This window comes from Amycolatopsis japonica (assembly GCF_000732925.1).
Lineage (GTDB): Bacteria > Actinomycetota > Actinomycetes > Mycobacteriales > Pseudonocardiaceae > Amycolatopsis > Amycolatopsis japonica.
Genome location: NZ_CP008953.1, coordinates 5,082,340 through 5,100,909 on the forward strand (window position 1 = coordinate 5,082,340; position 18,570 = coordinate 5,100,909).

Sequence of the window (18,570 nt, forward strand, 5' to 3'; positions counted from 1 at the left end):
ATGAGCGAAACCGTTGCGGACCATGTTCTGACCAGGCTGCGCGAATGGGACGTGGAGCAGGTCTTCGCCTATCCCGGCGACGGCATCAACGGGCTGGTGACCGCGTTCGGCGCGGCGGAGAACAAGCCCCGTTTCGTGCAGACGCGCCACGAGGAGATGGCGGCGTTCGCGGCCGTCGGATACGCGAAGCTGAGCGGGCGGCCCGGTGTCTGCATGGCGACGTCCGGCCCGGGGGCGATCCACCTGCTCAACGGCCTCTACGACGCCAAACTCGACCACGTGCCGGTGGTGGCGATCGTCGGGCAGACCGCGCGCAGCGCGATGGGCGGCAGCTACCAGCAGGAGGTGGACCTGCAGGCGCTGTTCAAGGACGTCGCGAGCGAATACCTCGTCGAGGTGAACGTCCCCGAACAACTGCCGAACGCCCTCGACCGCGCCCTCCGCACGGCCATTGCCCAGCGCGCGCCCACGGCGCTGATCATCCCGGCGGATCTGCAGGAGGAGACCTATCAGCCGCCGCAGCACGAGTTCAAGCACGTGCCGTCCTCCCCGCCCGATCACCCGCGGGCCAGCGTCATCCCGCCGTCGGACGAGGTCGCCCGCGCGGCCGAGGTGCTGAACGCGGGCGAGAAGGTCGCGATCCTGGTCGGGCAGGGCGCGCGCAACGCCGTCACCGAGGTACGCGAGGTGGCCGAGCTGACCGGCGCCGGAGTGGCGAAAGCGTTGCTGGGCAAGGATGTCCTGCCCGACGACCTGCCGTACGTCACCGGCTCCATCGGACTGCTCGGCACGCGGCCGACGTACGAGATGATGCGGGACTGCGACACGCTCCTGATCGTCGGCTCGAACATGCCGTACGCGCAGTTCCTGCCGGAATTCGGCCAGGCGCGGGCGGTCCAGATCGACATCGATCCCCGCTTCCTCGGGCTGCGCTATCCGACCGAGGTCAATCTCCTCGGCGACGCGAAGGGCACCTTGCAGCAACTGATCCCGTTGCTGCAAGGGAAATCCGAGCGCGGCTGGCGCGAGCGGATCGAGAAGAACGTCGGCGAATGGCAGGAGACGCTGACCCGGCAGGCGATGCTGGAGGCGGAACCGGTCAACCCGATGCGGATCGTGCACGAACTGTCCGAGCGGATTCCCGAGGACGCCATCGTCACCGCGGACTCCGGTTCGGCCACCAACTGGTACGCCAGGAACCTCCGGATGCGCGGCCGCATGCGGGGCACGCTGTCCGGCACCCTCGCGACGATGGGTTCCGGTGTCCCCTACGCGATCGGCGCGAAGTTCGCCCATCCCGACCGGCCGGTGATCGCGCTGGTCGGCGACGGCGCGATGCAGATGAACGGGATGGCGGAACTGCTGACCATCGCCCGGTACCGCGAACTGTGGACGGATCCGCGGTGCGTCATCTGCGTGTTCCACAACGGTGATCTGAACCAGGTCACCTGGGAACTGCGCGCCATGGGCGGCGCGCCGAAGTTCGAGCCGTCGCAGACCTTGCCGGAAGTGTCCTATTCGGACTTCGCGCTGGAGATCGGCCTGGGCGGGATCGCCGTCGACGATCCCGCCCGGCTCGGCGAGGCGTGGGACGTCGCGCTGTCGACCGACGTGCCGACCGTGCTCGACGTCCGCTGCGATCCCGAGGTGCCGCCGATTCCGCCGCACGCCACCTTCGAGCAGGTGAAGTCGATGACCGAAGCCGTCCTCAAGGGCGAACCCGATGCCTGGCACCTGCTGACTCAGGGCATCAAGACGAAGATGCAGGAGCTGTTGCCCTCGCGCCGCTGAGGTTCACGCACTGGCGCCGCCGTCGAGGACGATGTCGTGCCCCACGACGTACGCGGACTCGTCGGAAGCCAGCCAGAGGACCGCCGCGGCGATCTCCTCGACCGCGCCGATCCGGCCGAGCGGGATGACCGCGCCGAGCCGGGCGGCGCGGTCGGCCTCGGACTCGCCGGGCCGGAACGACATACCGGTGTCGGTGGCGCCGGGGCTGACCGCGTTGATCCGGATGCCCTCGGCGATGTGGTCACGGGCGGCGGTCCGGGTCAGCACGTCCACGGCGGCCTTCGAGGCGGCGTACGCGGCCATTCCCGGCAGGCGGTGGTGCGAGCCGACGTTGGACGACATGTTGACGATGGCTCCCCCACCGCCCTTCCGCATCTGGGCGATCTCGTGCTTCATGGACAGCCAGGTGCCCGTGAGGTTCGTCCGCACGACGGCGTCGAAGCCGTCTTCGTCGAGATCCGCCGTCGGCGCGGGGCTGCCGAGGACGCCGGCGTTGTTGAACGCGACGTCGAGTTTGCCGTACCTGCGCACCGTCTCGGCGACGAGACGCTCGACTTCGGAGCCGACACTCACGTCCGCGGTCACCGCGTCGGCCGTTCCGCCGTCCGCCTCGATCTCCTTCACGGTCTGACGCAGCTTCTCGCCGTCTCGCCCCGAAACGACCACCTGAGCGCCTTCGCGCGCGAAGGCCGCCGCCGTGGCGCGCCCGATCCCGGATCCTCCGCCGGTGACCAGGACGACCTTGCCGTTGAATCGCTTCCCCACAGTGGTTACCACTTTCTGGTCCGATCGTTCCATTATCAGTGTTTGCGAGCGGCTTCGAGAACCGCGATGGCCTGCCTCGCCGTCGCCTTGGCCCGCGCCGCTGGATCCGGCCCCTTGCTCAGCACCCGCATGCCCTGCAGGACGGTGAGCAGGAAGCCGGCCAGCTCTTCCGGGTCGGCGGAGGCGTCGAGTTCGCCCTGCGCCTTCGCGCGGCTCAACGCCATCCGCACCGCCAGTTCGAGCGCGTCCCAGCTGCGCTCGATCACCCGCACGACCTCGGGATCCTTCGGCATCATCTCCATGGCGGCGTTGACCACGAAACAGCCTTTGCGACCCGATTCGCCCAGGATTTCGGCGAGATAGCGGTCGATGAGCCGTCGCACTCCCGCGAGCGCCGGCCCCGGCCCGGCGAAGTCCTCGACGAACCGCTCGTTGCCCCGGGCGATGTAGCGATTCAAGGCCGTCAGGTACAGCTCGTGCTTGGTGCCGAAGGTCGCGTACAGGCTCGCCTTGCCGATGCCGAGCTCGGCGACCAGGTCACTGACCGAGGTGGCCTCGTAGCCCTGCCGCCAGAACAGCTCCAGTGCGGCTTCACAGGCCGCGTCGACGTCGAATTCCTTCACCCGGGACATGACAGGAGCTTAACCGCATCTGGACCGATCGGTCAAATAAGCGGGTTGGCTACGAGTCGTCCGTCTGATCACGTGTGTCGTCCCCGCGGTCACGCGAAACCGCCCGGAGACGCAGCGGAAGCCGCTCAACTACCGGCGTCGTAAGCCGACCGCGCCTCTTCCACCTTCGGCAGGTTCTCCGTCGACCAGTCCGCGAGGGTCGCGAACAGCGGCGCCAGGCTCCGCCCGAGGTCGCTGATCTCGTACTCGACCCGGGGCGGCACTTCGGCGTGATAGGTCCGGGTGATCAGACCGTCGCGTTCCAGTTGCCGCAGCCGTTGCGTCAGCACCTTCGGCGTGATCGTGCCGATGCGCCGCTCGAGTTCGACGAACCGCTGCCTGCCGAATTCGTTGAGCGCCCACAGGATCGGCGTTGTCCAGCGGCTGAAGACGAGGTCGACCACCGGGGCGATCGGGCAGGCCTGGTCGGGTGTGGTCGAGGCGTCGGCGCGCATGAGGCCAAGGTACGCGGGTTGCCGAGTTGTCATGATCCGGACACCCCATGACCCCACCTGTGCGCGTAACGTTCTGTTATGGACTTGACCACCGAAAGGCTCGTCGTCCGTGATTGGTCCGAGGACGACGCCGAAGCCGCGCTGGCGATCTACGGCACCACCGACGTGACCCGTTGGCTCACCCCGGCGATGGACCGGGTGACCGACGCGGCGGCCATGCGTTCGGTTCTGCAGGCCTGGCAGCAGGCGCAGCCGAATCTCGTGCCGCCGCGCGGGAGATGGGCGGTGCAGCGCAAGGAAGACGGCATGGTCGTCGGCGGGCTCGGCATCCATCTGCTGCCACCGTACGAAGAGGACCTGGAGATCAGCTGGCAGCTGCATCCGGACGCGTGGGGCGAGGGTTACGCCTCCGAGGCCGCCCGTGCGCTGATCGGCTGGGCGTTCACCCAGGACACGGACGAACTCTTCGCCGTCGCCCGCCCGAACAACACGCGTGCCATCGCGACCGCGAAACGGCTCGGCATGGTGTGGGTCGGGGAAACCGACAAGTACTACGGGCTGCGCCTGCAGGTGTACCGGATCCGCCACACGGACACGATCTAGGCACTGTCCACACGGGACACTTCGCCCGAGACGGCGTGCCCCGCGCCGCGGCCGTCCGCGGTGGCGACGATCCTGCCCCGTTCGACCCGGATCGCGGCCTCGGTCTCGTCGCTGACCGCGAGCACCCCCGCCGCGGCCGCCAGTGTCCCGGTCGCGTCGCACACCACGCGCACGCCCGGCCACGACGATTCCGGGAAGGCCTGCCGCAGGCCGCCGCACAGTTCCGCGACGATCAGCCGGGTCAGCGGCACCAGCTCGTCGGGATCACTCGTCACGGCGACGACGGTGACGTCGCGACCCGAGGCGCGGACGGCTTCTTCCGCGGCGGCCAGCCGATGGGTGCCCAGTACGACGACGACGCCGTCGCCGGGCACGAAGGATTCGGCGCGTACGAGGTCGACGGCCCCGGGCGGTGACCACGGCCGGTCGGCGGCCTGCGCCGTGGGCGCGATCACCGGCGGCGCCCACCAGTCGTTGAAGGCCAGCCCCGCCAGCCGTTCGCACGCGCTCACGACGTCGAAGGGCTCGACGAGCCCCGGCGCGGTGGCCGCCAGCTGGCCGGCGCCGTGCAGCGTGGTCAGCACGGTCTCCGCGAGCCGGACCCGGCGCGGGATCGGCGATCCCGCTGTCCGCTCCGGCGGGTCGAGGCGCTCCAGCGCGAGCCCGAGCAGGAGCCCGTTGAGCTTCACCAGCTGGGCGAAGGGGCGCCGGACGTGCTCGTCCGCGAGGACCTCGGGCATAAGGTCGCGGGCCAGACCCGCCTGATCGTCGTCCAGGGGAAGCGCCGCCACCCGAGCCCTGGCCAGCGCGCCCAGCGCACCTTCGAGCGTCTCGCCGGGCACGGAGTGCGGCGCGCCGGCGGATCGTTCGGCCAGCTCGGCGAGGACGGCGAAGTACAGCGCGCGTTTCCCCGGGAAGTTCGAGTAGACCGCCCCCCGGGTGAGTTCCGCCCGTTCGGCGATGACGTCGATCTTGGCGTCGCGGAAGCCTTGCTCCGCGAACTCGTCGCGCGCGGCGGCCAGCACCTTCGCGCGATTGCGCTCCTGCGTCTCCGCCCTGCTCAGCCGGACCATCGGCCTCCCGTCAGCCAGCACGATTGCTCTCGAACCCGGATCAAGATACCTTGACCATTCAGATGATGAGAACATCTGATTTGAACATCCGAACTGGGAGAGCCGCCTTGTCCGAAGTTCCCGAGATCCTGCTGACCGACCCCGAGGTCCTGCGCGACCCGTTCACCGCCTACGGCCCCGTCCGCGAGCGCTCCCCGATCGCCAAACTCTCCGCGCCGGGGTTCTCGATGTGGGCGGTCCTGCGCCACGAAGAAGCACGGAAGATGCTGAGTGACCCGCGTTTCGCCCTGAGCCCGAACAGCTATCAGCGCATGGACATCCCCGACCACTGCCGCCCGTACATGCGGACGATGCAGGAGGTCGAGGGCCCGGAACACCTCCGGCTCCGACGGCTGGTCGCCCCCGCGTTCACCCCACGCAAGGCCGCGGCGCTCCGCGAGGGGATGGGGCGGCTCGTGGACACCCTCCTCGACCAACTCGCCGGAGAAGACCGGATCGACCTGGTCACCGCGTTCGCGCGCCCGCTGCCGGTGGACGTGATCTGCGCTCTGGTCGGCATCCCCGAAGCCGACCGCCCGCGGTGGCGTGAGTACGGCGCCCTGGTCTCGGCCGGCGACGGGGCGGGGCTCGCGAAAGCGGTCCCCGGGATCGTCGAGGGCGCACTCGCGGCCATCGCGAAACGGAAGCTCGAACCGGCCGAGGACGTCCTCTCGCAACTGCTCAGGATCCAGGCCGAAGACGGCGACAGGCTGAGCGAAACCGAGCTGGTCGCGCTGGTCTGGCAACTCGTACTGGGCGGCCAGGTGCCCGGCAATCTCATCGCCAACGCGGTCGAAACCCTGCTTTCCCATCCCGAGCAGCTGGCCGAACTCCGTGAAGACCCGACGCTCATGCCCGGCGCGGTCGAGGAGGTGATGCGCTGGCAGAGCCCGCAGCTGCTGACCCTCCCCCGGTTCGCCACCACGGACGTCCGGATCGGCGACGTCCTCATCCCCGAAGGAGAACCTGTTACCGTCGCGATCGCTGCGGCGAACCGGGACCCCAGGGCGTTCCCCGACCCGGACGTCTTCGACATCCGGCGCGCGGCGGGACCGGCATGGCATCTCGCCTTCGCCCACGGGCCGCACTTCTGCCTCGGTGCCTCACTGGCCAGAGTTCAGGTCGAAGTCGCGCTCACCGGCCTGCTGCGCAGATTCCCCGATCTCGCCCTCGCCGACGGCCTCCTGCGGATCCCGGACCCGGGCACCTGGCGGCTGAACGCCCTGCCGGTCACGCTGCACGCCACGGTTGCAAACTGAAACACGTTCTAATAGCGTGACCGCCCGTGAGATACGGGATCGTGCTGTTCACCAGTGACCGGGGCATCAGTCCGGCGGCGGCCGCGCGGGCGGCCGAAGCGGCGGGCTTCGACGCCTTCCACGTGCCCGAACACACGCATATCCCGGTCAAACGGGAGGCTCCGCATCCGCGCACCGGCGACTCGTCGCTCCCCGACGACCGCTACCTGCGCACGCTGGACCCGTGGGTCGCCCTGGCCACGGCGGCCTCGGTGACCACGCGGATCCGGCTCGCGACGGCGGTGGCCCTCCCGGTCGAGAGCGATCCGATCACGCTGGCGAAGACCATCGCCAGCCTCGATCACCTCTCGGCCGGGCGGGTCACGCTCGGCGTCGGCTTCGGCTGGAACGTCGACGAACTGGCCGATCACGGCGTCCCCGGCGGCAAACGCCGGACGGTGCTGCGTGAGTACCTGGAAGCGATGCGCGCGCTCTGGACGCAGGACGAAGCCTCGTACGCGGGCGAGTTCGTCTCGTTCGGCGCCAGCTGGGCGTGGCCGAAACCGGCCCAAGCGCATATCCCGGTGATCGTCGGCGCCGGCGCGACGGAGAAGACGTTCCGCTGGATCGCGAAATCCGCCGACGGGTGGCTCACCACGCCCGGCGACACGGACATCGAGGCCAAAGCGCGGCGGCTGCGCGAAATCTGGCACGAAGAGGGCCGTGCCGGGGAGCCGGAGATCTCCGCGCTCGGCGTCCGCCCGGATCCGGAAAAGCTGGCCGAACTGGAAGCGGCCGGGGTCACCGAGACGATCTTCGGTCTGCCGGACCGCTCACCCGAGGAGGTCGAGGCCTGGCTTCAGCGCCTCGCCGGGAAACTCGGCCTCAGTGCTGGGAGTCGATGAGGTAGCGGCCGTCCTTCTGGACCAGGACGAAGGTCTCCCGCCCCGTCGTGGTCCCGCCCGACGCCTTCACGTAAGTGAGCGTCGCCGTCACCGTGGTGCCGGATTCGGTCACGTTCGACACGGTCACCGAGCTGTACTGCCGCCAGTAGTTCGAGTACCGCTCGAAGCTCTGGTTCCTGGTCTGCTTGAAGTTGTCGCTGAGCGTCGCGAAGCCCGCCTGAAGATTCCCCGGGATGAGGGAGTAGTAGGCCGCGAGCGCCTGCCCCGGTGTCTGCGCGGGCGGCGGCGCGGCCGAGGAGGACGAGGACGGAGGCGGCGTCGACGGCGGCACTGAGGACGGCGAAGGCGGCGGCGCGACCGGCTCCGAGGTCGTCGGCGCCGCGGACTGCGACTGGGAAGCCGGCGGCGGGGCCTGCCCCGTCGAGGCGTCGTCGTCGCGGTTGAGCACCGCGACCACGGCCGCGGCGGCGGCCGCCGCGAGCACGAGGAACACCGCGAGCACGCCGATCAGCATTCCCTTGCGCGCCTTCGGCGGCGGCTCCTCCGCGACGAGCGTCGTCGGCTCCCCCGCCGCGAGCGCGCGCAGCTCCCGCTCGGTCTCGGACATCGTCGGCCTGCTGTCCGGCCGGACGTCGAGCAGCCGGTTCAGCAGCGGTGTGAGGATCCCGGACCTGGTCGGCGGGGTGATCTCACCGCTCGACGCGCGGTACAGCAAGGCGATCGGGTTCTCGGCCGTGCCGTACGGCGTGCCGCCTTCGAGCGCGGTGTACAGCGTCGCGCCGAGCGAGAAGACGTCGGAAGCGGACGTGGCGTCCTCGCCGCGGGCCACCTCGGGCGCCAGGAAGGCCGGTGTCCCGGAGATCTCGCCGGTCGCGGTGAGCTGGACGTCGCCCATCGCCCGCGAGATCCCGAAGTCGGTGATCTTGACGGTGTCGTCGTCGCCCAGCAGGACGTTGCCGGGCTTGATGTCGCGGTGGACGATGCCCGCCCGGTGCGCGGCCGCCAGCGCCGAGCAGAGCTGGATGCCGAGACGGATGACGTCGTCGACCTCCATCGGCCCCTCACGCAGCTTCTCCGCGAGGCTGGTGGAGGGCAGGTACTCCATGATGATCCATGGACGGTCCTGCTCGTCGATCACGCCGAAGACGGTGATGGCGTGCGGATGCACCAGCCGGGCGGCGATCCTGGCCTCGCGCAGCGCGCGGTTCTTGGCCTCGTCGGCCTTCTCCTCCCCTGCGCCGTGCGGCAGAAGGAGTTCCTTGACCGCGACCGTGCGCTCCAGGTTCTCGTCGCGCGCCCGCCACACGGTGCCCATGGAGCCACCGCCGACGGGCTCGATGAGATCGAACCGATCGGCGAGGCGGCGGATCTCCTCCATTATCGACGTCCCCCTGGAGCTGTGGTGTTCGCGCGAACCTTGCCAGCATGCCAGGAACGCGCCGGGACGCCGGACCCGGCAGGGTGGTTCGCGGCGCGGTGTCGGTCACGTCGGCGAATGGGCCGTTCAGCGGAACCCCGCCCCATCGGCTGCCCGGAAGTTCGTATCCCGGCAGGCCGGAGGCGCACTTTACTTCTCCGGTGTGGCCTGTTTCCGGGAAAGGGCGGCGATGCGGGAGACCATTGGCGGACGCGGCGTGCTCGAAGGCGCGTTCACGTTGCTGGAAGCACTCGACGAGCACGGCGGGCAGGCCGGGCTGACCCAGCTCGTGCGGACCACCGGGCTCCCGAAGACCACCGTGCACCGGCTCCTGGACCAGCTGGCCGACTTGGGCGCGGTGGAACGGGCGGGCCGTGGCTACCGGATCGGTTCGCGGGTGTTCCGGCTCGGTCGGCGCTGGCAGCCCGAACTCCGGGACCTGGCCAAGGAATGGCTGCCGGTGCTTTCGGCGCGGATGCGCGCGAGCCTGGTGCTCGTGGTGCCGAGGGAAGGGCGCGCGCTCGTCGCGGCCGGGGCGGTCCTCCCCGCCGACGACGTTCCCGTGTGGCCGGGCAGCCCGCTTCCGCCCGGGACCGCCGCCGGGCGGCTCCTCGCCGCCCATCACCCGGCGCTCGCCGAACCGGACACCGACGCGCTGGAGATCCGCGCGAACGGGTTCGCGGCGGAGTCGGAGACGATCGCCGAGGGACTCGGTTGCGCCGCCGTCGCCGTCCGGACCCCGGACGGCCGGGTCGGCGCGGCACTCGCCGCGGTCCTCCCCGTCCGCCGCGACCCGGTTTCCGCGGTCACCGCGCTGGCGAGCAGCGCCCGCTCCTTCGGTACCGCGCTCGCCGAAAGCACCGGGCGAAACCGCGCCGGATGATCGGCGAACCCCGAACAATCCCCGACCAACACGGCAAGCGGGCGGCCACCTGAATGCGGGCGGAATATTTCCGACGAAATCCCGGAAATCGCCTCACCGTGTGTCCGCGACCGGTGCCGCCCCGTACAGAAATCGAGTAAACCCGCCTGCCACAGGCCGTTTGCGTGACCGGTCGCCTACCGGACGAGGCGTTCACGCGGCGATTAAATCACCATCCGCGGCTTTTTCCGGGCACTTCCGAAACGGAGCGGCGCACGTACTGTTCAGGAATTCTTTCGACCAAGGAGGGAATTCCTTGACAAGACATTCCTTGAAAAGACGTGGCGCGGCCGTGGCGGCGTTCCTCGTCATGGTGTCCGTTGCGTCCGTCACCACGGCCGTCCCGGCGTGGGCCGCGGAACGGTCCGGCCGCCCCGTCGTGGCGGGGATCGACCTGGAACGGGCGACGATCCCCGACCTGCAGCGGGCGATGCGCTCCGGACGGCTGTCCTCGGTCGAGCTGACCGCCTTCTACCTGCAGCGGATCCGCAAGCTGAACCCGACGCTGCACGCCGTGCTCTCCACGAACCCGGACGCGCTGCGGCTCGCCGCGGAGAGTGACGTGCGACGGCACCGGCACCGGTCGAAGGGCCCCATGGACGGCATCCCGGTGCTGCTCAAGGACAACATCGACACCGCGGACCGGCAGCCGACCACCGCGGGCTCGACCGCGCTGCTGGAGTCGCGCCCCTACCGTGACGCCGGCGTGGTCGAGAACCTGCGCGAGGCCGGGGCGGTCATCCTCGGCAAGGCCAACCTTTCGGAGTGGTCGAGCTACCGCTCCACCAGCTCGTCGAACGGCTGGAGCCCGCTCGCCGGCCAGACCGCGAACCCCTACGTCCTCGACCGCAACCCGTGCGGTTCGTCGTCCGGCCCGGGGGTCGCCGTCGCGGCGCACCTGGCGACCGTCGCCGTCGGGACCGAAACGGACGGTTCGATCAGCTGCCCGTCCGGCGCCAACGGCATCGTGGGCGTCAAGCCGAGCCTCGGGCTCGTCAGCCGCAGCGGGATCGTGCCGGTGTCGAAGCAGCAGGACACCGCCGGCCCGATGGCGCGCAACGTGGTGGACGCCGCGATCCTGCTCGCGGCCCTCAACGGCGCCGACCGTCGCGACCCGATCACCGTCGACGCCGCGAGGCAGTCCCTCGACGACTACACGAAGTTCCTGCGCCCCAACGCTTTGCGCGGGAAGCGGATCGGTATCTGGCGTGAGGTCTACACCCCGGACGACACCACGAAGGCGGCGTTCGAGCAGGCGTTGACCAGGCTGCGGAAGCTCGGCGCGACCACGGTCGAGATCACCATCCCGTACCTGGACGTCATCGCGGCCAACGAATTCCCCGCGATCAGGACCGAGTTCAAACACGACATCAACGCCTACCTCGCCTCCACCGGCGGCAAGCATCCCGCCGACCTGGCGGGGCTGATCCAGTACAACCTGGACCACGCGGCGGTCGAAATGCCGTACTGGACCCACAATCTCTGGGACCGCTCGCAGGCAACCACCGGTGATCTGAACGATCCGGCGTACCGCGCGATGCGGGAAGCCGCGACGAGCGCCGCCCGGCGGGGCCTCGACGAGACGTTGCGCGGCGCGAAACTCGACGCGATCGTCGCGCCGACGAACAACGCGGCGTGGAAGACGCAACTCGGCGTCGGCGACGGCGCGCTGCTGATCGACTCGTCCGGCCCGGCGGCCGTTTCGGGCTACGCCAACATGACCGTTCCGATGGCGTACGCCGGGCCGTTGCCGCTGGGACTGTCGATCATGGGCGGGCGGTTCAGCGAACCGTCGCTGCTGGCGATCGCGTACGCCTTCGAACAGGACACGAAGGTCCGGCGGTTGCCGACCTACATCCCGTCGATCGGCTGAGTGCGGGTTCGTGAGTGATCCGGGTCGTCTGAACGCCCGGATCACTCACGATCGGTCGCCGAGGGACCGCGCCGCCGCTCCTGCGACTACTCGACATGACCGATGGACGGCGAGGGTCACCGTGAGTAAAGGGTGTGTGGATTTCTGGTCATCCAACGCCCCGAAATCCACACAGTGCGCGTCGCCTAATGGACCAGGAGCCCCAGACTGCGCTCGGCCTCCGCCACGGCGGAATCGCGCTCGACGTGACCGTCGATCACGAGCGTGGCGAGCCCGTGCAGCAGGCACCAGAGCGTGACGGCGAAGCCGCCCGGATCGTTCCGCTCCCCCACCCGATCGGCCAGCAGCGCACAGGTCTCCCGGTGTGCCTCGGCCAATTCCGGATACGCGGCACGGTCACCGATCCCGGCGCCCGCCATCAAGCGATACAACGCGGGATTCTCGAGAGCGAAGCCGAGGTACGAGTGCCCAAGCGCGGTCACCGTCCCGGCGCCGCAACCCTGCAAGCACCCCTGCAACTCGGCATGCCCTTCCAGCGCGACCGCCACCAGCAGCGCGTCCTTGTCGCGGAAATGCCGATACGGCGCCGCGGTGGACGCACCCACTTTCGCGACCGCGGCGCGCAGACTCACCCCCTCCGGACCTCGTTCGACGAGGAGCTCCCGCGCGGCGAGGACAAGCGCACGACGGAGATCCCCGTGGTGATAGGCACGTTTGTTGATCATGGCGGACCCCCCCAGCCCTTGATGCCACGTGAACGCCTCACCTTAACGGGTGCTCACGCGACAACTGGCGGGAACGCGAAGGTGACCGCTCACGGACCGGGCACCCAGGCGCGGCGTGAGCGAAGGCGTGACTCACGTGATCAGGCACGTGACTCGCGTGATTGGAGGCCGCACTCGAGTGTTCCGCCTCTGATCACGCGAGTTCCGGCTTCGATCACGTGAGTGCGGTCTCGCGTGGGTCGTGAGTGGCGTTTCGGGTTCTAACCTGAAACGCCACTCACGACCACCTGTACCGACGCCCACCCCACGCTAACTCCGACACGTTGTCAGATTTACCCACGCCAGCTAAGTTTGACGCCATGTCAAAGTTCAGGTCGGATCTCGTCACCGGCGTCGCTCTCCTGTCGACGGGTCTGCTCGCGGGGGCTTCGGCAACGTCCCGATCAACGGCCGGATCAAAGTCTGGGCCGTCACCACCGCACCCGCCGACCACGCGGCGATCCTCGATCGCTGGGAGACCTACAACGTCATCCGGACCGTCGCGGCCCTGACTGCTTTCGCGCTCGTCATCGTCGTCTCACGGCTCAAGCTCCCGGACCGCACGCGTCAGCTCGAAGCCTGATCGGCGAGGTCGTTCGCCGCGACGTACCCGAAGGTCATCGCCGGCCCGATCGTCGACCCCGCGCCCGCGTAACTGTTGCCCATCACCGCCGCGCTCGCGTTCCCGGCGGCGTACAGCCCGGGAATGACCGAACCGTCCGCCCGCAGCACCCGCGCCCGCGCGTCGGTGCGCATCCCACCCTTGGTGCCGAGGTCTCCCGGCACGATCTTGAACGCGTAGAAGGGCGGTTCCCAGAGCGGGGCGAGGCACGAGTTCGGCAAGACGTACGGATCGGTGTAGTAATGGTCGTAAGCGCTGTCGCCCCGATGGAAGTCACTGTCCACACCGGACAGTGCCTGCCCGTTGAACCGGTTGACGGTGGCGCGCAACGCCTGCGACGGGACACCGATCGCGGTGCCGAGTGATTCGACGGTCCACGCCTTCTTGACCGCGCCCGCCGAGTACCACTCATCGGGAAGTGGCAGCAGCGGCGCGACGTCGCGGAAGAGATACCGGTTGCGGTAGTGCTGGTCGACAACCAGCCACGCGGGAATGGTGGGCGACGTCGGATGGCGGTCGTACATCGTGTGCACGACGTCGCTGTACGGCGCCGCTTCGTTGACGAACCGCTTGCCCGCAGCGTCCACCATCAGCCCGCCGGGCAGGGTCCGTTCGGCGAGACAGAAGTACGGTTCGCCGGGTAGCGGGATCGCCGGGCCCCACCAGGCGTCGTCCATCAGGTCCAGTGCCGCCCCGGCGCGCTTTCCGGCCAGGATCCCGTCGCCGGTGTTCGACCGCGCGCCGACAGTCCATTGTGTACCGATCGGCTGGCGCTGATACTCGGCCCGCATGGCGGCGTTGTGCTCGAACCCGCCTGAACCGACGATGACACCTCGCCGCGCCTTCACCACACCCGCCGCGACGGCCACCCCGGTGACCTTCCCGTTCTCGATGACGAGATCGGTCAGCGGCGTGTTCAGCCAGACCGGGACACCGGCACGCTGCAGCCCGGCCCGCAGTCCCGCGGCCAGCGATTGCCCCATGGTGAGCGGTTTCTGCCCGGCGAGCGCGGCGGCCGTGCCGCGGGCGAGGCAGGCGGCCGCCACCGCGGCGCCCTTCGGGTTGACCGCGGCCAGCGCGAGCCATTTGTAGTCCGCGCTGAAGACGACCATGCCCGCGGGCGTGGCGAGATACGGCGGGTTCAGGTTGGCCAGTTCGGCGCCGAGGATGTTCCCGTCCAGCTGGTCGGGTTCGATCGAGCGGCCGTCCGGCATCCCGCCGGGCAGTTCCGGGTAGTAGTCGCTGTAGCCCTCCATCCACCGGAACCGCAGCGGACTGCTGGCCATCACGAAGGACAGCATCGCCGGGCCGTTGGCGAGGAACGCTTCCTGCCGCGAGGCGGGGATCGACGGTCCGACCACGGCGGACAGATACCGTGCGGCCTGTTCCGGGGTGTCGCGGACGCCGGCCTGCGCCAGCACCGGGTTGCACGGGATCCAGATCCCCGCCCCCGACCGGGCGGCCGAACCGCCGAATTTCGCCGCCTTCTCCAGCACCACGCAGCTGAGCCCCCGCTTGGCCGCCGTCAGCGCGGCGGTCATCCCCGCCGCACCCGCGCCGACCACGACGACGTCGTACTCGCCGACCACCGCCGAGCCCGCCGAAGCCGTCCCCGCCAACGGCAGTCCCGAAGCGAGCGCGAGCCCGGTGCCGCGCAGGACCTGACGGCGGGACAGGCGGAGATCGGGACCCATGAATCCTCCTCGCGTGGGGGATCGAGCGAGGTCATGTTCTCCAGCCGGCGGCAAAAGTGAAACAAGTTCTACCCGCTTGGAGCAGGCGGCGACCGCCGCGCTCGGCCGGTCACCTCAACCGGCGCGGGCATTCAGCCCAGCGCCCGGACCAGGTCCAGCGCACGCCCCAGGGTGGTGAGCCGGTCGGCGACCGTCTCACCCGCCGGGTACAGCCGGACCGTGTCGACGCCGGCGTCCTGCCAGACGCGCAGGCGTCGCGCCACCATCGGCTCGGTGCCGATCAGCGTCGTGCCGAGCACCATCTCGTCGGTCACCAGCGCGGCCGCGCCCTCCCGGTCGCCCGCCTGCCAGCGCTCCCGCACCGCCGCGGCGGCCTCGGCCCAGCCTTGCCTGCTGTAGGCGTTGTTGTAGAAGTTCGTCTTCGCCGAGCCCATCCCGCCGAGACTGAACGCGAGTTCGGCCTTGCGGCTCGCGACCATCCCGCCCAGTTCGTCCTCATCCCTGGCGAACGCGACTTCGGCGCCTTGGCAGACTTCGAGGTCCGCCCGCGTCCGGCCCGCCTTCGCGAGACCGGCGTCGAGATGCGAGAAGTAGGCCTGCGCCCCTTCCGGCACGAAACTGGTCCCCAGCCAGCCGTCCGCGATCTCCCCGGTCAGCTCCAGCAGCTTCGGCGAAAGCGTGGCCAGATGGATCGGGATGTCCGGATTCGGCGTCGTCGACAGCCGCATCGGCCTGCTCTCGCCCGGCAACGGGATCTCGAACTCCTTGCCGGAGAACGCGATCTTCTCCCCGGCGAACGCCTGGCGGATGATCGCGACCGTCTCCCGCATCCGGGTCAGCGGCCGGGCGAACGGAACGCCGTGGAGCCCCTCGATCACCTGCGGCCCCGAAGCGCCGAGCCCGAGCACGAACCGCCCCTCGGAAAGCTCCGAAAGCGTCAGCGCGGCCTGCGCGATCGCCACCGGGGTCCGGGTGCCGAGCTGGATGATGCCCGAGCCGAGCCGGATCCGCTCCGTCCGCGCCGCGAGGTAGCCGAGCACGGACGGCGCGTCCGATCCCCACGCCTCGGCGACCCAGCAGTCGTCGAGGCCAAGCTTTTCCGCCTCCAGCACGAAATCCAGCGTCTCCCGCGGACCACGGGAAGCCTCGACCGTGGTCGCCGTCCGCATCACGCGCCGCCCGCCTCGGCCCGCTCCTTGATCGCGGCGAGGGTCCCGGTCATCGCCTTCTCGAACTCGCGCAGCCGGACGAAGACGATCTTCTCCTCTTTGTCCGGCATCTGGTCGATGGCCAGCGACAGACCCGACCGCCCCGGCCCCAGTTGCATCCATTGCCGGAGTTTCGTCCCGCCGTTCTCGGGCTCCAGCGTGAAGCGCCACAGCGCCGTGGGCGTCTCGGCGTCGTGCACGGCCCAGGTGAACACGCGCGGCTCGTCGCATTCGACGACGTGCGACGTGGTCTCCCATTCCCCGAGCGCGTCGTGCCTGCTGCGGCCGACGAACCGCCTGCCGACCGCGGCCGCGCCTTCCACGCCGTCACACCATTCGGCGGCCTGGAGCTCCTGACTCATCTCCGGCATCAGCCGCACGTCGGAGACGATCGACCAGACCCGTTCCGGGACGGCGTCGACCCACGCCTCGACCTCGACCGTCGGCTTGTCGGCGTACTTGGCGCCCGTCCACTCCATCGTGGCCCGCCTCCCATGCTCGTGACCTCGATAGTTGCGTAGATGGACTTACGTTGTCAAACCTCCTGCGCGGCGAAACGGCGCACCACATCGGGACGATCCGCGAGCTTCGGCGGGTAGCCCGGTCCGAGCCGCGCGCGGGTGTTCTCCCCGGTCAACCGCCCGGCGCAGTGCGCGCAGACGACCTCCGCGTGCGTGTCCTGCCCGCAGGTCTCGTGATGGAGGGTGACGGGCGGCCCGGCCTCCCCGGCGAGCCAGCGGTCGCCCCAGCGCGACATCGCGGCGAGCACGCCGTAGAAATCCGTGCCCTTCTCGGTCAGGACGTAGTCGTAACGGACCGGGTCGGCCTGGTAGGCGCGCTTTTCCAGCAACCCCTCCCCGACCAGGCGGCGCAGCCGGTCGGCCAGGGTGTTCCGCGCGATGCCGAGCTCCTGCTGGAACTCGTCGAACCTGCGGATCCCGTAGAACGCCTCGCGCAGGACCAGCGGCGTCCACCAGTCACCGAGCAGGTCCATGGTGCGCGCGATCGAACACGGCCATTGCGCGAACGAAGTCCGTTTCATACCCGCGAGCCTACGCCCGGTGAAATTGATCCGGTCATTCCTCCACCTATTCCCCGGCGCTCAGGCACTGGCTCGAAATGTTGCGATCCGGTCAAGAATATCTCGCGCATTAATATCGCCGACTCGCTTCCGCACGCTTTCCGACAGTGGCTTCAAACGATCTCGTGTCCGCGCGGAACGGATCCCGTCCGCGATCTCCATCGCGGCGAGACCGACCTCCGCGGCCCGGTCCATATCACCCTCCAGCACGTGGTCGACGGCGAGCCAGATCATCGTCAGCGACCGGCTGCGCATCATGTCCGGGCCGTAGCCGTCGATGGCCTGGGTGAGCGCGGGAATCGCCTCCCGGCAATGGCGGACGTCGACGAGCCTGGCGAGTTCGGTGCGCACCGTGCCGATCATCGCGGCCAGGTCGTTGGCCGTGAAGAAGGCCGACCACGAGGGCACGGCGTCACCGACGGAGTCTGCGAATTGTTCCGGGGCAAGGGAAATCTTGTCCAGCGCCCGGCGGACGTCACCGAGCAGCGCGTAGGCCCACGCCTCGTTCGCCGACAGGATCGCCTGCGACAGGGGCCGTCCCCCGCGGCGCGCCGCGAGCTGCCCTTGACGGAATTGCTCGAGCGCCTCCGCCGGCGTGCGGTGATGCAGATACATCCGGCCGAGCCGGTAACGGATGTTGGCGAGGAGATCGTCGGCGCCGGCCTCCGTCGCGAGTTCGAGCGCACGACGGAAGTGCCGCTCGGCCCGCACGGGGCGGCCGGAATCGAATTCCGTCCAGCCCTTGAGGTTGTGCAGGTCGGCGACCACGCCCGCCAGCCGTCTGGCCAGCGGCTCGGACATCATCCCCCGCCGCAGCGCGGCACCGTATGGCTCCAGCACGCGCAGCAGCTCCCGGCAGGATCCGCCGCCTTCCCGGTAGTCGCGTGCCCGAAGTGCTCCGATGACACCCTCGAGCCGGTCGACGTCGGCCTCCCCGACCCGCATCGGGAGCCGCTCAATCACGGCGACGCTCCCGCACACGAGGCACCGCCGGCGCGGTCGCCACACCCGGCGAAGGCGGCGCGGATCTCGGGATCACCCGGCCGCGCGGCCCGTGAACCGCGTCCCGCTGCCCGGCATCCTGCCTGGGAATGGCGACGGTGATGCGTACGCCCATTACCGCTCCTTTCCCTGTCCTCAACGACCGTGCTCGCCGGGGTCCAGGACGGAGCCACGCCGATCTCCTGGAATACGTGAACGACGCACAATGATGTTAACCACGGGGAATAGCGATTCACTCCGCCGAACGGCTGGCTATTCTCATTCACCGGAATATGCACGTGCGGAGTCTCTTTCTTTTGCACGGCTGATCGCTTTTTCCGGCCGCTCACCGCACGTGCCCGCCGGGAACCGTCCGTGAGCACGTGAGACGCAGCTCTCAGCCGAACGTGTGAACCTTGTCAACTCGGGTCACGAAAAGGCTTCACATTGCGTTATCAATAGCTGAAG

17 protein-coding genes and 1 pseudogene are annotated in these 18,570 nt (G+C 69.5%); 7 read left to right on the forward strand and 11 right to left on the reverse strand.

Annotated features, from left to right (window positions below; all coding sequences use genetic code 11):
* Nucleotides 1-1,791, forward strand: coding sequence for a thiamine pyrophosphate-requiring protein (locus AJAP_RS23420; protein ID WP_038515263.1), 1,791 nt, complete (start codon nt 1-3; stop codon nt 1,789-1,791).
* A 3-nt stretch (nt 1,792-1,794) separates the two neighbouring features.
* Here AJAP_RS23420 and AJAP_RS23425 read toward each other — a convergent pair whose 3' ends face one another.
* The 3 genes from AJAP_RS23425 to AJAP_RS23435 all read right to left on the reverse strand — a co-directional run bounded on the left by AJAP_RS23425 (nt 1,795) and on the right by AJAP_RS23435 (nt 3,682).
* Nucleotides 1,795-2,556, reverse strand: coding sequence for a glucose 1-dehydrogenase (locus tag AJAP_RS23425; protein ID WP_038515264.1), 762 nt, complete (start codon nt 2,554-2,556; stop codon nt 1,795-1,797).
* A gap of 35 nt (nt 2,557-2,591) precedes the next feature.
* Nucleotides 2,592-3,188, reverse strand: coding sequence for a TetR/AcrR family transcriptional regulator (locus AJAP_RS23430; RefSeq protein WP_038515265.1), 597 nt, complete (start codon nt 3,186-3,188; stop codon nt 2,592-2,594).
* 125 nt (nt 3,189-3,313) lie between these two features.
* Nucleotides 3,314-3,682 carry a winged helix-turn-helix transcriptional regulator gene (locus AJAP_RS23435; protein WP_037344271.1) on the reverse strand — a complete coding sequence of 123 codons (369 nt, stop codon included), beginning with the start codon at nt 3,680-3,682 and terminating at the stop codon, nt 3,314-3,316.
* Nucleotides 3,683-3,760: 78 nt separating this feature from the next.
* On the opposite strand from AJAP_RS23435, the gene AJAP_RS23440 reads away from it, so the two are divergent.
* On the forward strand, nt 3,761-4,285 hold the full coding sequence (locus AJAP_RS23440; RefSeq protein ID WP_038515266.1) for a GNAT family N-acetyltransferase: 525 nt from the start codon (nt 3,761-3,763) through the stop codon (nt 4,283-4,285).
* Here the strand turns inward: AJAP_RS23440 and AJAP_RS23445 are convergent.
* Nucleotides 4,282-5,358, reverse strand: coding sequence for a TetR/AcrR family transcriptional regulator (locus AJAP_RS23445; RefSeq protein WP_038515267.1), 1,077 nt, complete (start codon nt 5,356-5,358; stop codon nt 4,282-4,284). The two genes, AJAP_RS23440 and AJAP_RS23445, sit on opposite strands and share 4 nt — an antisense overlap.
* Before the next feature lie 107 nt (nt 5,359-5,465).
* On the opposite strand from AJAP_RS23445, the gene AJAP_RS23450 reads away from it, so the two are divergent.
* Together AJAP_RS23450 and AJAP_RS23455 are read left to right on the forward strand one after the other, a co-directional pair.
* Entirely contained in the window at nt 5,466-6,656 is a 1,191-nt protein-coding gene (locus AJAP_RS23450) for a cytochrome P450 family protein (RefSeq protein ID WP_038515268.1), read from the forward strand.
* 26 nt (nt 6,657-6,682) lie between these two features.
* The gene (locus tag AJAP_RS23455) at nt 6,683-7,540 is read left to right on the forward strand and encodes an LLM class F420-dependent oxidoreductase (protein WP_038515269.1); all 858 of its coding nucleotides are present in this window, start codon (nt 6,683-6,685) and stop codon (nt 7,538-7,540) included.
* Here the strand turns inward: AJAP_RS23455 and AJAP_RS23460 are convergent.
* Nucleotides 7,521-8,918 carry a serine/threonine-protein kinase gene (locus AJAP_RS23460; RefSeq protein WP_051972570.1) on the reverse strand — a complete coding sequence of 466 codons (1,398 nt, stop codon included), beginning with the start codon at nt 8,916-8,918 and terminating at the stop codon, nt 7,521-7,523. The genes AJAP_RS23455 and AJAP_RS23460 overlap by 20 nt on opposite strands.
* Nucleotides 8,919-9,147: 229 nt before the next feature.
* Between AJAP_RS23460 and AJAP_RS23465 the strand changes: the two genes are divergently transcribed.
* Together AJAP_RS23465 and AJAP_RS23470 are read left to right on the forward strand one after the other, a co-directional pair.
* Complete coding sequence (locus AJAP_RS23465) at nt 9,148-9,840, forward strand: IclR family transcriptional regulator (protein WP_038515271.1); 693 nt, start codon at nt 9,148-9,150, stop codon at nt 9,838-9,840.
* Nucleotides 9,841-10,189: 349 nt separating this feature from the next.
* A complete protein-coding gene (locus AJAP_RS23470; protein ID WP_051972839.1) occupies nt 10,190-11,752 on the forward strand; it encodes an amidase in 1,563 nt (520 codons plus the stop codon).
* Nucleotides 11,753-11,937: 185 nt separating this feature from the next.
* Here the strand turns inward: AJAP_RS23470 and AJAP_RS23475 are convergent, their stop codons facing one another.
* Nucleotides 11,938-12,477: a TetR/AcrR family transcriptional regulator gene (locus AJAP_RS23475; RefSeq protein ID WP_038515274.1), complete on the reverse strand. Its 540-nt coding sequence runs from the start codon at nt 12,475-12,477 to the stop codon at nt 11,938-11,940.
* A 439-nt stretch (nt 12,478-12,916) separates the two neighbouring features.
* Between AJAP_RS23475 and AJAP_RS45360 the strand changes: the two are divergent.
* A pseudogene (locus AJAP_RS45360) lies at nt 12,917-13,099 on the forward strand (DUF1772 domain-containing protein); the annotation flags it as partial.
* Here AJAP_RS45360 and kstD read toward each other — a convergent pair.
* The 5 genes from kstD to AJAP_RS23500 all read right to left on the reverse strand — a co-directional run bounded on the left by kstD (nt 13,084) and on the right by AJAP_RS23500 (nt 18,066).
* Nucleotides 13,084-14,832, reverse strand: coding sequence for a 3-oxosteroid 1-dehydrogenase (kstD, locus tag AJAP_RS23480; RefSeq protein WP_038515275.1), 1,749 nt, complete (start codon nt 14,830-14,832; stop codon nt 13,084-13,086). The pseudogene AJAP_RS45360 and the gene kstD sit on opposite strands and share 16 nt — an antisense overlap.
* A 131-nt stretch (nt 14,833-14,963) precedes the next feature.
* On the reverse strand, nt 14,964-16,001 hold the full coding sequence (locus tag AJAP_RS23485) for an LLM class flavin-dependent oxidoreductase (protein ID WP_038515276.1): 1,038 nt from the start codon (nt 15,999-16,001) through the stop codon (nt 14,964-14,966).
* Nucleotides 16,001-16,519 carry an SRPBCC family protein gene (locus AJAP_RS23490; protein ID WP_038515277.1) on the reverse strand — a complete coding sequence of 173 codons (519 nt, stop codon included), beginning with the start codon at nt 16,517-16,519 and terminating at the stop codon, nt 16,001-16,003. Before AJAP_RS23490 ends, AJAP_RS23485 begins: the two co-directional genes overlap by 1 nt.
* A 56-nt stretch (nt 16,520-16,575) precedes the next feature.
* Nucleotides 16,576-17,082, reverse strand: a complete 507-nt coding sequence (locus AJAP_RS23495) for a winged helix-turn-helix transcriptional regulator (protein ID WP_038515278.1) — start codon at nt 17,080-17,082, stop codon at nt 16,576-16,578.
* A gap of 60 nt (nt 17,083-17,142) precedes the next feature.
* Nucleotides 17,143-18,066, reverse strand: a complete 924-nt coding sequence (locus tag AJAP_RS23500; protein WP_051972571.1) for a tetratricopeptide repeat protein — start codon at nt 18,064-18,066, stop codon at nt 17,143-17,145.
* Between the last annotated feature and the right edge of the window lie 504 nt (nt 18,067-18,570).

Excerpts from the sequence above, each read along its gene's own strand:
- AJAP_RS23485 (WP_038515276.1), bottom strand. The coding sequence starts at position 16,001 with ATGCGGACGGCGACCACGGTCGAGGCTTCCCGTGGTCCGCGGGAGACG.
- AJAP_RS23465 (WP_038515271.1), top strand. The coding sequence starts at position 9,148 with ATGCGGGAGACCATTGGCGGACGCGGCGTGCTCGAAGGCGCGTTCACG.
- AJAP_RS23420 (WP_038515263.1), top strand. The coding sequence starts at position 1 with ATGAGCGAAACCGTTGCGGACCATGTTCTGACCAGGCTGCGCGAATGG.
- AJAP_RS23500 (WP_051972571.1), bottom strand. The coding sequence starts at position 18,066 with ATGCGGGTCGGGGAGGCCGACGTCGACCGGCTCGAGGGTGTCATCGGA.
- AJAP_RS23460 (WP_051972570.1), bottom strand. The coding sequence starts at position 8,918 with ATGGAGGAGATCCGCCGCCTCGCCGATCGGTTCGATCTCATCGAGCCC.
- AJAP_RS23495 (WP_038515278.1), bottom strand. The coding sequence starts at position 17,082 with ATGAAACGGACTTCGTTCGCGCAATGGCCGTGTTCGATCGCGCGCACC.
- AJAP_RS23445 (WP_038515267.1), bottom strand. The coding sequence starts at position 5,358 with ATGGTCCGGCTGAGCAGGGCGGAGACGCAGGAGCGCAATCGCGCGAAG.
- AJAP_RS23430 (WP_038515265.1), bottom strand. The coding sequence starts at position 3,188 with ATGTCCCGGGTGAAGGAATTCGACGTCGACGCGGCCTGTGAAGCCGCA.
- AJAP_RS23470 (WP_051972839.1), top strand. The coding sequence starts at position 10,190 with ATGGTGTCCGTTGCGTCCGTCACCACGGCCGTCCCGGCGTGGGCCGCG.
- AJAP_RS23440 (WP_038515266.1), top strand. The coding sequence starts at position 3,761 with ATGGACTTGACCACCGAAAGGCTCGTCGTCCGTGATTGGTCCGAGGAC.
- AJAP_RS23435 (WP_037344271.1), bottom strand. The coding sequence starts at position 3,682 with ATGCGCGCCGACGCCTCGACCACACCCGACCAGGCCTGCCCGATCGCC.
- AJAP_RS23490 (WP_038515277.1), bottom strand. The coding sequence starts at position 16,519 with ATGGAGTGGACGGGCGCCAAGTACGCCGACAAGCCGACGGTCGAGGTC.
- AJAP_RS23475 (WP_038515274.1), bottom strand. The coding sequence starts at position 12,477 with ATGATCAACAAACGTGCCTATCACCACGGGGATCTCCGTCGTGCGCTT.
- kstD (WP_038515275.1), bottom strand. The coding sequence starts at position 14,832 with ATGGGTCCCGATCTCCGCCTGTCCCGCCGTCAGGTCCTGCGCGGCACC.